Origin of the sequence: Streptomyces sp. PT12 (assembly GCF_003311645.1) — a bacterium.
In the GTDB taxonomy this organism is placed as follows: domain Bacteria; phylum Actinomycetota; class Actinomycetes; order Streptomycetales; family Streptomycetaceae; genus Streptomyces.
This window is the reverse complement of sequence record NZ_QEST01000141.1, coordinates 84,261-98,559: the sequence shown is the minus strand read 5'-3', so window position 1 is coordinate 98,559 and position 14,299 is coordinate 84,261. Positions and strand designations below refer to the sequence as shown.

Sequence of the window (14,299 nt, the reverse complement as noted above, 5' to 3'; positions counted from 1 at the left end):
GGGTCGGGAGCCAGCACAGCGCCAGCTGTTCGAACACCGGGGTGCCGAGATGGAGGCGGGCGCGCCTGGGGCGTCAGACGCCCGCGGGCTCGCGCTGCCGGTCGACGGCGTCGCGGCCCTTGCCGTTGGCCTCCAGGTAGCGCTCAAGGGACTCGCCCTCGACGTCGACGTTGGGCAGGATCCGGTCAAGCCACTTGGGCAGCCACCAGGCCCGCTCGCCGACAAGGCCCATCACCGCGGGAACGATGATCATGCGGACCACGAAGGCGTCGAGCAGGACGGCGATCCCGAGGCCGAAGCCCATCATCTTGATCATGGCCTCGGTGCTGGTGACCGCGAACCCGGCGAAGACGCTGATCATGATGACCGCGGCCGCCGTGACCACGCGGGCGTTCAGGTTGAAGCCGGTGACCACGGACTGGCTCGGGCCCTCGCCGTGGACGTGGGCCTCCCGCATGCGGGTCACCAGGAACACCTCGTAGTCCATCGCGAGGCCGAAGATCACGCCGACCATGAAGATCGGCATCAGGCTCATGATCGGCCCGGTCTCCTCGACGCCGATCAGCTCGGCCGCCCAGCCCCACTGGAAGACCGCCACGACGGAGCCGAGCGCGGCCAGCACCGAGAGCAGGAAGCCAAGGGCGGCCTTGAGCGGCACCAGGATGGAGCGGAAGACCAGGATCAGCAGGATGAACGCCAGACCGACCACGAGGGCCAGATACGGGACGAGCGCGTCGTTCATCACGTCGGAGAAGTCGATGTTGGCCGCGGCGGCACCGCTGACCAGCATCTCCGCGCCGCTCTGGCTCTCGATCTGCGGGGCGAGCTCGTCCCGCAGCTGGTGGACCAGCTCGGTGGTGTCGTGGTCGGAGGGCCCCGTGGTCGGGAAGGCGAGCAGCGTCGCCATGGTCCCGTCCTCGTTGTACATCGCCGGGGCCGAGGCCGCGATCCCCTCGATCTGCTCCAGCTCGCCGGTGACGGTCCCCGCGGTGGCCTCGAGGTCCGCGCCGTCGCGGCCGTCGAGGATGAGCATCAGCGGACCGTTGAACCCGGGCCCGAAGCCCTCGCTCAGCATGTCGTACGCCTTGCGCAGGGTGGTGTCCTCGGGCTGCGTGCCGTTGTCGGGCAGGCCGAGCTCCATGCTGGCCACGGGCACCGCGAGGACGCCGAGGCCGATGACGGAGGCGCCGAGGGCGAGGGCGGGGCGGCGCAGGAGGCCACGGGCCCACCGCGTGCCGCCGTTCTCCTTGCCTGGCTTGGTGAGCGAGGCGGGGACGCCGGTCTCGGGGTTCTGCTTGCGCAGGCGGCGGCCGAAGATCCGCTTGCCGACGATGCCGAGCGCCGCGGGCACCAGGGTGAGCGCCACCAGGACGGCGACCGCGACGTTCGCGGAGGCGGCCAGGCCCATCTTGGTCAGGACCGGGATGTTGACCACGGCGAGGCCCGCGAGGGCGATGATCACGGTGAGGCCCGCGAAGACGACGGCCGAGCCCGCGGTGCCGGTGGCCCGGCCCGCCGCCTCCTCGTGGCTGTGGCCCGCGATCAGCTCGGCGCGGTACCGGGAGACGATGAACAGCGCGTAGTCGATGCCGACCGCGAGGCCGATCATCATGGCGAGGATGCCGGTGGTCTCCGAGAGGCCGAGGGTGGTGCTCAGGGCCGCGATGCCGAGCACGCCGACCATCACGCCGATGAGCGCGGTGAGCAGCGGGAGCCCGGCGGCGATCAGCGAGCCGAAGGTGATGACGAGGACGATGGCGGCCACGACGATGCCGATGACCTCGCCACCGCCCATCTCGATCTCGCCCATGGCGACCTCGCCGCTGGCCTCGACGGCAAGACCGGCCTCACGCCCGCCCTCCATGGCGGCGATCAGCTCGTCGTGCATCTCGGTGGAGACGTCACCGCTCGCGATGTCGTAGTCCACCGTGGTGTACGCCGTCGAGCCGCTGACCGCGCCGCTCTGCTCGGCGAACGGGTCGGTGACCGAGAGCACCTTGTCGGCGCCCTCGAGCTCGGCCAGCACCCCGCCGACGGCCTGCCGCCACTCGGCGGCGGTGATGTCCTGGCCGTCGGGGGCCTGGAAGACGACGGTGGTCTCGACGGAGTCGGCGTTCGCCTCGGGGAACTCCTCTTCCATGAGGTCGAGGGCTTCCTGCGACTCCGTGCCTGGCAGCGAGAAGTCATCGGGGACCGCCCCGCTGGACGAGGCGGCGCCAGCCCCGATGCCGAAGAGCAGCGCCACCCACAGCAGCACAGCCCACCAGCGGCGCCGGAAACTCAGGCGTCCTAGCTTGTACAGAAACGTAGCCACGGGGCAGGTTCTCCTGTCCGGGTATCAGGGATCGTCAAAGTGTCAAGTCAGCTCATGGGACGAGACGCGCCCTCCGGCACGACAGGGTGAGCCCCGGACTGAAAAGTGATTCAGATCACAAAGACGGGCTCTTTGTGACTTGCCGGGACAATCCGCGAGCCGAAGCATGGAACCGTGAGCGACGAACTCAACTCTTCCGCCGTAACCCCGGGTGAACCACGGGAGTTTGACGGCTATCTGCGATTTCCGCATCTGCACGGTGATCTGCTGTGCTTTGTCGCCGAGGACGATCTCTGGCTGGCGCCTTTGCCCACCGGTGGCCGTCAGGCCGGACGAGCCTGGCGGCTCACCGTCGATCGTACCCGGACCGGCCCGCCCCGGTTTTCCCCCGACGGCCGACACATCGCGTTCACCAGCTGGCGCACCCTCGACCCCGAGATCCACCTCGCCCCGGTGGACGGCGGGCCGGTGCGGCAGCTGAGCCACTGGGGCTCCTACGACACGCGCGTGTGCGGCTGGGCGCCCGCGGACGGGGCGGGCGAGAGCCGGATCCTCGCGCTCGGCTCGCACCACCAGCCGTTCTCGCACTTCACCTGGGCCTACAACGTTCCCCTTGACGGGGGTCCTGGCGAACAGCTGCCCTGGGGTCCGGTTTCGGACATCGCCGTCACCGGGTGCGGGGCCGAGCGGCGCACGCTGCTGCTGACCGGGAAGGCGCCGCACGAGCCCGCGGCGTGGAAGCGGTACCGGGGCGGCGCGATGGGCAAGCTGTGGCTGCACGGGAAGCGGCTGCTGCCCGACCTCAACGGCCACATCGACAGCCCCATGTTTGTCGGCGACCGGATCGCATTCCTTTCCGACCACGAGGGGATTGGAAATCTCTATTCCTGTCGCCCGGATGGCTCCGAGCTGTGGCGCCACAGCGACCATGACGCGTTCTACGCCCGCCATGCCGCGACCGACGGCCGCCGGGTGGTCTACCAGTGCGGGGGCGATCTCTGGCTGGCCGACGGCCTCGGCCCGGGGTCCGTACCCCGTCGCCTCGACGTGCGGCTCGGGGGCCCGCGCACCGGGCGGCGCCCCTACCAGGTCCGCACCTCCCGCCATGTGGACGCGCTCTCCGTGGACGCCACGGGGCGGGCGAGCGCGGTGTGCGTGCGCGGCGCGCTGTACTGGCTCACCCACCGCGACGGCCCGGCCAGGGCCCTGGCGGCCACGCCGGGGGTGCGCGTCCGCGAGCCCGAGATGCTCGGCGACACCGGGCGGATCGCGTATGTCACGGACGCGGCGGGCGAGGACGCGATCGAGGTGATGCACCTGCCGAGGGCCAGCGGAGGCCGCGAGCCGCTGCGGCTCGCGCCGGGGGCGCTCGGGCGGGTCAGGGAGATGGCGTCGTCCCCCGACGGGCAGTTGCTGGCCGTGGCCACCCACGACGGGCGGCTGCTGGTGATCGCGGTGCCGGACGCGGCGGGGGGAACGGACGCCCCGGGCGCTGGTAGAACGGAGGGCGCGGAGGGGGAGGGCGCGCCACCGGACGAGAAGGCCGAGGAGGCCCAGGGAGGGGAGGCGGAGGCCGGAGAGGCCGAGACCGAGACCGAGGCCGAGACCGAGACCGACGGGGCGGCCGGGGCGGCCGAGACGCCAGGGGAAGCGCCCGAGCCGCCGAGCCCCGGTGATGTGGTCGAGGTGGTCCGCTCGCTCAACGGCCCGGTTCGCGACCTCGCCTTCTCCCCCGACTCCGCCTGGCTGGCCTGGGCCCACCCGGGCATCGGCCGCTCCCTCAGCCAGATCAGGATCGCCCATCTGACGGCCCCCGAGCGCCCCATCCTCGACGTCACCGACGGCAGGTTCGAGGACGAGGAGCCGGTGTTCACGCGGGACGGGCGCTATCTGGCGTTTCTGTCGTGGCGCGGCTTCGACCCGGTCTACGACGTGCACACCGGCGATCTGTCGTTCCCGCTGGGCAGCCGCCCCTATCTGGTGCCGCTGTCGTCGGCGACCAGGTCGCCGTTCGCGATCACGCCCGAGGGGCGCCCGGCGGCCGGAGGTCTTGACCCCGACGACGCGGGCGGCGACGAGGGCAGGGTCACGGTGGAGGCGGAGGGCCTCGCCAGCCGTGTCACGCCGTTCCCCGTGTCGGCGTCGAAGTACTCCTCGCTCCACCCGGTGAGCGGCGGCGGCCTGGTCTGGCTGCGCTGGCCGATTTCGGGCGCGCTCGGCGAGACGTTCGTCAACCCCGACGACACCTCGGGCAAGCCCACCCTCGAGCACTTCGACCTGGCCAAGGCCAAGCGCACCGAACTCACCACGCACGTCGACTGGTTCGCGCCGAGCGGCGACGGAACGCGCCTCGTGGTGTGCGAGGACGGCCAGTTCCGCGCGATGTCGGCCACGGAGAGCGGGGACGGCGACGACGGCGGCTATGTGGACCTGCGGCGCATCGTGCACGTGGCCGACCCGGGGGCGGAGTGGCGGCAGTCGTTCGACGAGGCGGGGCGGCTGATCAGGGACTACTTCTGGGAGCCCACGATGTGCGGCGTGGACTGGGAGGCGATCCTCGCCCAGTACCGGCCGCTGGTCGAACGGGTCGCCAGCCCCGACGAGTTCGCCGACCTGCTCTGGGAGACGCTGGGCGAGCTGGGCACGTCGCACGCCTATGTCACCCCCGCGCGGCGCAACGAGGGCCCGCCGCAGTACCAGCGCGCGCATGGCCTCCTGGGCGCCAACTTCACCCGCACGAAGGAGGGTTCATGGCAGCTTTCGCGCATCCTGCCCGGTGACTCGTCGGATTCCAGGGCGCGTTCGCCGCTCGCGGGCACCGGGGTGCGCGAGGGGGCGCTGCTGACCCATGTGGGCGGGCGGCCCGTCGACCCGGTGGCGGGGCCGTGGCCGCTGCTCGCCGGAACGGGCGGCACCAGCGTGGAGTTGACGTTCACCGACGAGGGGGACGGCAAGCAGCGGAGGGTGGCCGTCGTCCCACTGGTGGACGACCGGTCGCTGCGCTACCAGGACTGGGTGGCCCGACGCCGGGACCTGGTACGGGAGTTGAGCGAAGGGCGGTGCGGCTATGTGCACATCCCCGACATGGGCGGCTCGGGCTGGGCGCAGTTCAACCGGGATCTGCGCCTTGAGTTCTCGCGCGAGGCGCTGATCGTGGACGTGCGGGGCAACGCGGGCGGCCACATCAGCGAGCTGGTCGTCGAAAAGCTCAGCCGCACCATCCTCGGCTGGGACCTCACGCGCAACGCCCAGCCCGTGAGCTACGCCTCCAACGCGCCACGCGGCCCCGTCGTGGCCCTGGCCGACGAGGCGACGTCGTCGGACGGCGACATGATCACCGCCGCGTTCCGGCTGCTCGGCCTCGGCCCCGTGGTCGGCTGCCGCACGTGGGGCGGGGTGGTGGGGATCACCGGGGGGCACGACCTCGGCGACGGCACGGGCATCACCGTGCCGATGAACGCCGCGTGGTTCGACGCGTACGGCTGGGATGTCGAGAACCACGGCGTGATCCCCGACATCGAGGCGCTGCGCACGCCGCTCGACTGGGCGGAGGGGCGTTCCGTGGTGCTCGACACGGCGGTGCGCGTCGCGTTGGACCTGCTGGAGCGCCACCCCGCGAGCGCGCCGCCCGGCTATCGCGACCTCCCCGACCGCAGCCGCCCCCCGCTGCCGCCGCGCACGGTGGGCTATGGCGCGGCCGAGGCCGCCGGGCCCGCTGGCAAACCTGGGAAAAATGCCCCGGAATGCGAGGAAAGCGAGGCCGTGTAACGCTGGTCACAGCTCACCCGTTCACCCGTCTCACACTCCGAGGAGTACGCATGGGCATGTCGGACCAGTTCAGGGATAAGGCCCAGGAGCTCCAGCAGCGCGCCAAGGACGCCATGAACCAGCAGAAGGATGCGCAGCAGGACGACGAGGAAGGGCAGCAGGGACAGCAGCAGGGCAGCATGACCCAGCGGGCCAAGCGGGCCGGTAGGCAGGTCATCGACGAGACGAAGCGGCAGCGCGACCAGCAGGACTGACCGCGCGCCGGGGGGCGCGCGCCCCCCGGCCGCCGCCACGGCCCGCCCGTCCGGCCCGCCCGTCAACTCGGTGCGGGCTGTTCGGCGTTGAGCGGGGCAGTTGGGGTGCGGCAGTTGGGGTGCGGCGATCACTCCAGGGGTACGGTCGACACCGTGAGCGAGACGCGACCCCTGGATCCGGAGGCCCGCCGCGTGCGGGACCGCATCGCCGAGGTCTGCCGGGACCTCTCGGCCATCCGCGCGCTGCTGACGGCGCACGGCGACCTGGCCGCGCTCGACGCCCTGCTGGACGCCCTGCGCGAACGGGCCGACCCGGCGCGCCCGTTGGAACGCCTCGACGGGGCGGTGCGCGAGGCGGAGATCGCCCGCTCGCAGTACCAGGACACCGGCGCGCCCTCCGGGTACCGCCCCTCGGTGCCCGCGGGCTGGAGCGAGCTGCCGGTCCAGGGGCGGCGCGCCGAGGCCGTCTTCCTGTGCCCGGCTGGCGCGTGCTCGCGCAGCTGGCTGCCCACCACGCACGACACGGCGCCGCCCGTGTGCTCGGCCACGGGCGCGCCGCTGCGCTGGGAGCGCATCTGACGTGGGCAGCCTGCTGGGGGAGCTGGGCAAGCAGCTGGCCGAGCGCTGGATGGCGCTCCTCGTGCTGCCGGGGGCGCTGCTCGTCGCCGCGCTGACCGCGGCGCGGGAGCTGGGGCACGCGCACGCGCTCGACGCCGCCCGCCTCGGGGACCGGCTCGACGCGTGGGCCGCGTCGCCGCGCCTCGACTCCCCCGGCGGGGTGGCGCTCGTGCTGCTCGCGGTGGGCCTGGCAGCGGCGGGCGCGGGGCTGGCCGCGCAGGGGCTCGGCTCGGCGATCGAACGCGCCTGGCTCACCACGGGCACCAGGCCGCGGCGGCTCACCGAGGCGCGCGGGCGGCGCTGGGAGCGCGCGAACGAGGCGTACGAGCGGCGGCGCGAGGAGCTGGCCCAGGCGCGCGCCAGGGGCGAGGCGCCCCCGCCAGGGCCCGCGCTCGGGGAGGCGCGCGCCGCGCTCGAGGCGGTCTCGGCCGAGCGCCCCGAGCGGCCCACGTGGATGGCCGACCGGCTCAACGCCCCGGCCGTGCGCCTCGACCGCGAGTACGACCTGGACCTGGGCACGGTGTGGCCGCATCTGTGGCTGGTCCTGCCGGAGACCGCACGGCTCGAACTGTCCGCCGCGCGCGAGACGTTGACCCGCGCGGTCACCCTCGCCGGGTGGGGCCTGCTGCACGCGGCGGTGGGCGCGCTGTGGTGGCCGGGGCTGCTGGTCGGGGCGGTCACGGTGGCCACGGGCTGGCGCAGGGCGCGGGCCGCGACGGCCACCTACGCCCAGCTGATCGAGGCGGCGGCCCGCCTGCACACCGTCCGCCTCGCCCGCCACCACGGCCTCCCGACCACGGCACGCCTGACGCGCGCGACGGGCTGGCAGCTGACATGCCTGCTCCAGGGCCAGGGCCACCTGATCCCCCTCACTGACCCTCCGGGCGCGCGCCCTCCTGGCGGGTAGGCCGACGTTTCCCGCGCGTCGGTGGCACGTCGGATCGCCCTCCGGGCGGGGCGGGGCCATCGTGGCCGCGGCGGCGTTGATCGGCATCGCCCTGGGCGGGCTGGCTTTGGCCCGCCACCGCCACGCCGACCCGGCAGGAGCGCCGCGCCCCTACGACCGGAACTCGGCGGCGGCGCGGCGCAGGAACGTTCGCCACGGCCCGGCCGAGAAAACGGCGACCGGCCCGCCATCCCCCACACACTTGCTGTCCCGCGCAGCGAAACCGCGCCCAACACGGGCAACTTCGACGCACTCTCCGCCATTCGACCCGCTGTACGACGACGTGACCCAGCGGACGGCCGAGGGATCGAACTCGGTCATCATCTCTGCTCCTTCAGAACAATGTTGATCAGGTCCAGTGAGTCATCAGGTGATAGCGCATGTGCCCGCGAACGATCGTAAGCCGCTGACGCTCCGGCGACGACGCGCGCCGATTGGTGCAGGCTGCCACCGGTCGATCCGTCCGCCCAGACCACCGGAGATGAGTCGGTGAACTGCAACAGGGTGAAGGTCCACCGTCGCGGGGGCGTTGACCGTTCGAGCCGACAACACCGGGCTCGCCTACCGCGACGAGCGGTCCGAGGACCGGGACCAGCAGGGCGTGTTGTGGGCCCGCACGCGGCACGCGCCAGGGCGGGGGCGGCCCAACTTCCGCGCCATGCAGTCGGTTCGCCAGCGCACCACCCTGCTGAACAAGCTCTGTCAGGTCTGCGGTGGCCCGGCCAGCCGCACGGCGCAGGGCTGGCTGTTCCTGGTCCAACGCTCCGACGTGCCGAACATCCTGCGCGACGGACCCGAGGGCGCGCTGTGCGCCAAGCCGCCGGTGTGCCGCCCCTGCGCGGCCCTGGCCACCCGGCACTGCCCGCACCTGCGCGAGCCGCTCGCGCAAGCCGCGCATCTGGGGCGTCTTCGGCGGCTTCGTCACGCCCGACCCTGCCACGGGGAAGCCCGTGGCCCACCCCGAGGACCACCACCTCCCCCATGGGCACCCGGCCGCGCGGTGGTTCCTGGTGTCGCAGCTCGTCGTCGAACTGACCCGCTGCACGGTCGATACGGGCCTCACCGGCCGCCTCGCGGCATAGCCCGTAGGGCCCGTAGGATCGCCGGAAGAGGCGGAGACGGGCGGGAGCCGGAGCGGGGGAACGGATGAACGTCGGGCGATACCGGGACTTCGACGTCGCGGACATGCCGCCCGCGCTCGCCGCCGTGTTGGGCATCGGGCTGATCGCGCTGTTCGTCGTGCTGATCTGGACCCTGATGCGCCTCGATCACACCAAGCTCAGGGATCCCCGCGCCCGGGCGCGGGCGAAGCGGCGCGAGGCCAGCCAGAAGCGGCAGGGCGCGTTGCGGGCGCGGCGTGAGGCGCTGCAACGCAAGGCCGCCAGGCGGGGCCGAGCCGACAGCTAGGGCCTTGTCCGCCCGGCGTTCGACGCGCCGCGCGGGCCTCACGTCGGCTCGGGGGCCGAGAATGACGTCAGGGCGCGGACGCCCGCGCTGATCTTCTCGTGGTCAAGCGGGCCGAGCAGGGCGCGCTGGACCATGAAGCCCTGGGCGCACGCCGTCAGCACACGGGCCACCGCCTCGGCGTCGGAGCCGGGCGGGATCAGGCCGCGTTCGATGTATCCGCTCACCACCTCGCGCCAGGCGCCGAGCAGGCTGCTCACCACGTCTCTGAGCACCGCGGCCAGCCGTTCGTCGCGGAACGACTCGGCCCACACCTGGACCACCAGGGGCGGCGGGAACCTCAGCACCGACTCGACCCGCCGCAGCGCCTCGGACAGGATCTCGTCGGGGTGCGGCAGCCGCGACGAGGCGAGGGCGTCGGCGAACGCGCCGCGCACCGTGTCGATCACTTCGTGGGCCAGCGCGCCGATGATCGCCTCCTTGGCCGGGAAGTAGCGGTAGACCGCCCCGGCCGACAGCCCGGTCTCCTTGAACACGTCCTGCATCGACGTGCCGTGGAAGCCGTCCCTCGCGAAGCAGCGGGCGGCGCCCTGGAGGATCTGGCGTCGGCGGGCTTCGAGGTGTTCCTGGGATACGCGGGCCATGCCACGAAGCGTAAAACGAACGTTCCCTCTTGACAATCCGCGGGACCGAGGTCCACGGTGGGCGATGGAAAAACGAACGATCCTTCTCTGAGGAGTCTCGATGCCCTCCCCTCCCCCCGCGTCGCGCGCCGCCGTGATCGTGGTGCTCGCCGTCCCGGCGATCGTGGCGTTCGCGCTGTGGGCCTTCGCGTGGCCCGCGGCCAGGACGGGCCCCAACGACCTGCCGGTGGGCGTCGCGGGCCAGGGCGCGGCCGCGGAGCAGGTCGCCGAGCAACTGCGGGCGCGGGAAGGGGCGTTCGATGTCACCAGGTACGACGGCGCGGACGAGGCGGCCGAGGCCGTGCGCGACCGCGAGGTCTACGGCGCGTTCGTGGTGGGCGGGGACGGCGGTCCCGAGGTGCTCACGGCGAGCGCGGGCGGTCCCGCGGTGGCACAGCTGCTGACGGAGCTGGCGTCGGCGCAGGCCCCCGAGGGGGCGCCCGTCACGGTGACCGATGTGGTGCCCGCGCCCGAGGGGGATCCGCGCGGCGCGGCGTTCAACGCGAGCGTGCTGCCGATGGCGCTCGCGGGGATGGCGACGGGCGTGCTGGTGACGCGGCTGCGGCTCGGCCGGGTCCCGGCGCTGCTCGCCATGGTGGGCGCCTCGGTCACGGTCGGCCTTGTCGCGGCGGCGATCGGCCACGGGTGGCTGGACGTGCTGGGCGGCTCCTGGCTCGCGGTGACCGCGGCCCTCGCGCTGATCGTGCTCGCGGGCGCCGGTCTTGTGGCGGGCTCGGCCAAGCTGCTGGGGCCCGGGGGCATCGCGGTGGGGGCGCTCATCCTGATACTGCTCGGCAACCCCTGGTCGGGCGCGGGCTCGGCGCCGCAGATGCTGCCCGACCCGATCCCGGTGATCGGGCCCTGGCTGCCCACGGGCGCGGGGGCGACGCTGCTGCGGTCGGTGGCGTTCTTCGACGGGGCGGGCGCGGCGTTCCCCGCCGCGGTGCTCGGCGGCTGGGCGGCGCTCGGGACGGCGGCCCTGCTGCTGGCCCGCCGCCGCGCGCCCGCTCCTTCGGGGCCGCCCGACGCGGACGCCAGGATCCCGGCAACGGTGTGAGGCGGGCCGTTCAAGGGTCGTTCAACGGTCGCTCAACGGCCCGGTGGCACGGTGGCCCGGCAGGCGCGCGTCAGAGCGGCTTCGCGAAGCACCTGCTGTTCGGATACTCGCGGTAATAGCCGAACTTCCGCTCGACCGGGAGGAGTTCGTAGCCCGAGCTCTCATAGAGCGCGATGGCCTCGGGCTGCGCCACCCCGGTCTCGAGCACCATCCGTATCCGGCCCGCCTCGCGGGCGGTCTCCTCAAGGCGGGCCAGGATCCGGCGCGCGAGCCCCCGCCCTCGCGCCTCGCGGACGACGAACATCCGCTTGATCTCCGCGTCGCCCTCCTCGTACCCGTTCCCGGCGCCATGCGCCCGCCAGGCGCCCGTGCCGACGGGCCGCCGCGCGGGGTCGTAGGCCAGCAGGAAGAGGCCGGACGGCGGGTCGAACATCGCCGGGTCGAGCGGCGTCAGATCGCCCTCCCCGTAGCGCTCCACATACTCGGCCTGCACGAGGTCGTTGAGCTTGCGGGCGTCGGGGTGGTCGAACCGGCCGGGGACGATGTTCATGCGGTCATCCTACGATCGCCCCGTGATCAGCTATGTGTGGCGGGACGCCTTCGAGAACGACGAGGTGGAGGCACTTCACGCCGAGGGCTTCGGGCATGAGCCGCTCGCCTCCGACGACTGGTGGGGCCGTGTCCGACGTCACAGCCTCGGCTGGGTCTGCGCCCGGCACGCGGGCACGGGCGCGCTGGTCGGGTTCGTCAACGCGGTGTGGGACGGCGGCGGGCACGCGTTCCTCGTGGACACCGTGGTGGCCGGGTCGGCGCGCCACGAGGGCGTGGGAACGCGGCTGGTCGCGCTCGCCGCGGAGCGGGCCCGCGAGGCCGGGTGCGAGTGGCTGCACGTGGACTTCGATGAGCGCCTTCGCCCGTTCTACGTCGACGCCTGCGGCTTCACCCCGACCCCCGCTGGCCTGATCGCGCTGCGCACCTGAACGAGGCGCGGACCCGAACGAGGAGTTGGCGGCCCACCGGGCGAGGGGGCGCCACTTCACGGCCCCGGCCTCCTGTGGAAGCATTCCTGTCCTACAAAGCCTAGGGGGGCCAGGGCACATGAGTGGTGAGGAGCCATGGGGCGCCGAGGAAACGCCCGATCTGAGCGTGCGGCCGGACACCCTGCGGACGGTGTCGGGCGCGGGTGACGCGTTGGTAGGACATCTGGACGGCGCCGTGACGGGGTTACGGGCGGAGACGGTCTTCGCCGTGAACGGCGCCATGACGTTGCTCAGCCTGACCGCACTTGAGCGGGTGAGGACAAGCTGGGAGGAGCGGCTGACCGGCGTGCGCGAGGCGTGCGCCCGCCTGCGCGACGGGCTGGACGCCGCGGCGGACGACTTCGAAGGCGTGGAGGCGGACACCGAACGCGACCTGCATCAGACCCGGCGGGGCCTGAGCGATCTCACGGGTCAGGGGGAGCCGCGGTGACGCCCACGGTTTCCCAGCTCAGGGAGTTGGACCCGCCCGCGCTGCTGAGCCTGGCCGTTCCCTGGAACAGGGCCGCGCGGGAGGCGGCGGACGCCAAGGAGCTGATCGACAGGCAGATGCTCCCACCGATGCGCGGCCAGCGCGGGGAAACGGCCACCGCGTCCGAGGCGCAGCTCACACTGGTCGCGGAGAACTGCGAATACGCCCGGATCCAGTGCGGCCTGGTGGAGACGGCAATCAACGGCCTGGTCGAGGAGCTGAGCGAGGCCAAGAGCCGTTTACAGGCGGCGCTCGACGAGGCGGCCGAGTACGGCTTCACGGTCGACGAGGACGGTGCCGTCACCTACCCCGCGATGACCGGGGACGATGGATCGGTCCTGCGGGACGGTGGCACGGCTCTGCGCTCGGATGGCCTCTTCGAGCGCATGCTCGACTCCAGCGCCGCGGCCATCGGGGAGCATGTCGACTCGCACCGGGCGGCGGCCCAGGATCTCGCCAACCGCATCGGGCGAGCGCTGCGTTCCGCCGAGGAAGTGGACGCCGAGTACCATCGCGCCCTGTCCGAGCTTGACACCGTTCCCGGCCTCGAGGTCACGACGGACATGTGGGTGGACGCCAGCGCCGACACCGCCCGGGTGGGCGAGGCCGCGCTGGGGGCGCTGAGCCCCTGGGACATCCCGGGGGGCGGATCGCCCGAGCGGAACAGGGAGTGGTGGGACGGCCTGTCCCAGCGGGACCGCGACGCCTATCTCGCCCTCCACCCCGAGCGGATCGGCGCGTTGGACGGGCTCCCCGCCGAGATCAGGGACATGGCCAACCGAGGGGTCCTCCAGATGGAACAGGGCCGCCTCACCGAGGAGTTGGCGGCCCACCGGGCGAACGGGCCCGAGGAGTCGGGCTTCTTCGGATACCAGAGCTGGCTCGACGAGGAGGAGCGCCTGCTCGGGCAGCTCCGCGGAATGGAGGCGATCGAGTCGCGCTTCGACCAGACGGGGATCGACGGGCTGCCCGACGCCTACCTCCTCGGCTTCGACGCCGAGGGCAACGGCCGGGCGATCATCGCCAACGGGAACCCGGACACCGCGGACCACACCGCCGTCTATGTCCCGGGGACCGGGTCCCGACTGGCCGGGGCGGAGGGGGACATCAACCGGATGTCGGACATGTGGAGAACGAGCGCGGCCCTGGTTCCCGACCAGAGCGTCTCCACCATCACCTGGATCGGCTATGACGCGCCCCAGGAGATCGTCACGGAGGCCTCGCGCCGCGCCTACGCCTACGATGGGGCGCCCCTGCTGGGCTCGTTCACCGAGGGCCTCGAGGTCGCCCAAGGCGGCCCCGACGCCAGCCATACGACGCTGCTGGGCCACAGCTATGGCAGCACCGTGATCGGTGCGGTCGCCAAGGAGGGCAGCGTGACGGCCGACGACATCATCGCGGTGGGCAGCCCCGGCATGCTCGTGCCCTATGCGTCGGACCTCGACGTGGGCGCCGACCACGTGTGGTCGCTCGCCGCGGGCGCGACGGAGGATGTGGTGCCCAACGCGGGGCGCATGTTCCTCGGTGAGAACGACGTCGGCCTGGACCTCGGCCGGTTCGGCATCCCGCACTTCGACACGGACGTGGTGCCCAATGTCCCCTCCGACCGGGAGTTCGGCGGCCATCTCGTGGAGAACGACTCCACCGACCACAGCGCGTACTTCGACCACGATTCGCTGAGCCAGCGGAATCAGGCACGGATCATCACGGGGTTGCACGACAAGGTCGGTCTTGAATGAGGAGGAG

15 protein-coding genes are annotated in these 14,299 nt (G+C 72.7%); 10 read left to right on the top strand and 5 right to left on the bottom strand.

Annotation, left to right across the window (positions count from 1 at the left end):
- Positions 1-73 precede the first annotated feature (73 nt).
- A complete protein-coding gene (locus DEH69_RS16365; RefSeq protein ID WP_113687712.1) occupies positions 74-2,314 on the bottom strand; it encodes an MMPL family transporter in 2,241 nt (746 codons plus the stop codon).
- A gap of 174 nt (positions 2,315-2,488) precedes the next feature.
- Between DEH69_RS16365 and DEH69_RS16360 the strand changes: the two genes are divergently transcribed.
- From DEH69_RS16360 to DEH69_RS16345, 4 genes are all read left to right on the top strand, one after another.
- Positions 2,489-6,082: a S41 family peptidase gene (locus DEH69_RS16360; protein WP_113687711.1), complete on the top strand. Its 3,594-nt coding sequence runs from the start codon at positions 2,489-2,491 to the stop codon at positions 6,080-6,082.
- Positions 6,083-6,132: 50 nt separating this feature from the next.
- The gene (locus DEH69_RS16355) at positions 6,133-6,336 is read left to right on the top strand and encodes a hypothetical protein (RefSeq protein WP_113687710.1); all 204 of its coding nucleotides are present in this window, start codon (positions 6,133-6,135) and stop codon (positions 6,334-6,336) included.
- 153 nt (positions 6,337-6,489) lie between these two features.
- The gene (locus tag DEH69_RS16350; RefSeq protein ID WP_147255625.1) at positions 6,490-6,915 is read left to right on the top strand and encodes a hypothetical protein; all 426 of its coding nucleotides are present in this window, start codon (positions 6,490-6,492) and stop codon (positions 6,913-6,915) included.
- A gap of 1 nt (position 6,916) precedes the next feature.
- Positions 6,917-7,861 carry a hypothetical protein gene (locus tag DEH69_RS16345; protein ID WP_113687708.1) on the top strand — a complete coding sequence of 315 codons (945 nt, stop codon included), beginning with the start codon at positions 6,917-6,919 and terminating at the stop codon, positions 7,859-7,861.
- A 150-nt stretch (positions 7,862-8,011) separates the two neighbouring features.
- Here DEH69_RS16345 and DEH69_RS16340 read toward each other — a convergent pair whose 3' ends face one another.
- Positions 8,012-8,224, bottom strand: a complete 213-nt coding sequence (locus tag DEH69_RS16340; RefSeq protein WP_113687707.1) for a DUF397 domain-containing protein — start codon at positions 8,222-8,224, stop codon at positions 8,012-8,014.
- On the bottom strand, positions 8,221-8,883 hold the full coding sequence (locus tag DEH69_RS32095) for a Scr1 family TA system antitoxin-like transcriptional regulator (RefSeq protein WP_220131277.1): 663 nt from the start codon (positions 8,881-8,883) through the stop codon (positions 8,221-8,223). Before DEH69_RS32095 ends, DEH69_RS16340 begins: the two co-directional genes overlap by 4 nt.
- Here DEH69_RS32095 and DEH69_RS32780 point away from each other — a divergent pair.
- Positions 8,851-8,982 carry a hypothetical protein gene (locus tag DEH69_RS32780; protein ID WP_258534712.1) on the top strand — a complete coding sequence of 44 codons (132 nt, stop codon included), beginning with the start codon at positions 8,851-8,853 and terminating at the stop codon, positions 8,980-8,982. The two genes, DEH69_RS32095 and DEH69_RS32780, sit on opposite strands and share 33 nt — an antisense overlap.
- Before the next feature lie 64 nt (positions 8,983-9,046).
- On the top strand, positions 9,047-9,307 hold the full coding sequence (locus tag DEH69_RS16335) for a hypothetical protein (protein WP_113687706.1): 261 nt from the start codon (positions 9,047-9,049) through the stop codon (positions 9,305-9,307).
- A gap of 38 nt (positions 9,308-9,345) precedes the next feature.
- On the opposite strand, the gene DEH69_RS16330 is transcribed toward DEH69_RS16335, so the two are convergent.
- Positions 9,346-9,948 (bottom strand): TetR/AcrR family transcriptional regulator, encoded by a 603-nt coding sequence (locus tag DEH69_RS16330; RefSeq protein WP_113687705.1) that lies wholly within the window; start codon positions 9,946-9,948, stop codon positions 9,346-9,348.
- 100 nt (positions 9,949-10,048) lie between these two features.
- On the opposite strand from DEH69_RS16330, the gene DEH69_RS16325 reads away from it, so the two are divergent.
- Entirely contained in the window at positions 10,049-11,044 is a 996-nt protein-coding gene (locus DEH69_RS16325) for an ABC transporter permease (RefSeq protein WP_113687704.1), read from the top strand.
- Between the two features lie 70 nt (positions 11,045-11,114).
- Here the strand turns inward: DEH69_RS16325 and DEH69_RS16320 are convergent, their stop codons facing one another.
- The gene (locus tag DEH69_RS16320) at positions 11,115-11,594 is read right to left on the bottom strand and encodes a GNAT family N-acetyltransferase (RefSeq protein ID WP_113687703.1); all 480 of its coding nucleotides are present in this window, start codon (positions 11,592-11,594) and stop codon (positions 11,115-11,117) included.
- On the opposite strand from DEH69_RS16320, the gene DEH69_RS16315 reads away from it, so the two are divergent.
- The 3 genes from DEH69_RS16315 to DEH69_RS16305 all read left to right on the top strand — a co-directional run bounded on the left by DEH69_RS16315 (position 11,593) and on the right by DEH69_RS16305 (position 14,292).
- Positions 11,593-12,024, top strand: coding sequence for a GNAT family N-acetyltransferase (locus DEH69_RS16315; RefSeq protein ID WP_113687702.1), 432 nt, complete (start codon positions 11,593-11,595; stop codon positions 12,022-12,024). The two genes, DEH69_RS16320 and DEH69_RS16315, sit on opposite strands and share 2 nt — an antisense overlap.
- Positions 12,025-12,142: 118 nt before the next feature.
- Entirely contained in the window at positions 12,143-12,514 is a 372-nt protein-coding gene (locus tag DEH69_RS16310; protein ID WP_113687701.1) for a type VII secretion target, read from the top strand.
- Entirely contained in the window at positions 12,511-14,292 is a 1,782-nt protein-coding gene (locus tag DEH69_RS16305; protein WP_113687700.1) for an alpha/beta hydrolase, read from the top strand. The genes DEH69_RS16310 and DEH69_RS16305 overlap by 4 nt, the downstream gene beginning before the upstream one ends.
- Positions 14,293-14,299: the final 7 nt, after the last annotated feature.

What these genes read in the sequence shown, in the direction of transcription:
- DEH69_RS16355 (WP_113687710.1), top strand. Translation starts at nt 6,133, where the DNA reads ATGGGCATGTCGGACCAGTTCAGGGATAAGGCCCAGGAGCTCCAGCAG.
- DEH69_RS16340 (WP_113687707.1), bottom strand. Translation starts at nt 8,224, where the DNA reads ATGATGACCGAGTTCGATCCCTCGGCCGTCCGCTGGGTCACGTCGTCG.
- DEH69_RS32095 (WP_220131277.1), bottom strand. Translation starts at nt 8,883, where the DNA reads ATGGGGGAGGTGGTGGTCCTCGGGGTGGGCCACGGGCTTCCCCGTGGC.
- DEH69_RS16335 (WP_113687706.1), top strand. Translation starts at nt 9,047, where the DNA reads ATGAACGTCGGGCGATACCGGGACTTCGACGTCGCGGACATGCCGCCC.
- DEH69_RS16330 (WP_113687705.1), bottom strand. Translation starts at nt 9,948, where the DNA reads ATGGCCCGCGTATCCCAGGAACACCTCGAAGCCCGCCGACGCCAGATC.
- DEH69_RS16325 (WP_113687704.1), top strand. Translation starts at nt 10,049, where the DNA reads ATGCCCTCCCCTCCCCCCGCGTCGCGCGCCGCCGTGATCGTGGTGCTC.
- DEH69_RS16315 (WP_113687702.1), top strand. Translation starts at nt 11,593, where the DNA reads ATGCGGTCATCCTACGATCGCCCCGTGATCAGCTATGTGTGGCGGGAC.
- DEH69_RS16320 (WP_113687703.1), bottom strand. Translation starts at nt 11,594, where the DNA reads ATGAACATCGTCCCCGGCCGGTTCGACCACCCCGACGCCCGCAAGCTC.
- DEH69_RS16310 (WP_113687701.1), top strand. Translation starts at nt 12,143, where the DNA reads ATGAGTGGTGAGGAGCCATGGGGCGCCGAGGAAACGCCCGATCTGAGC.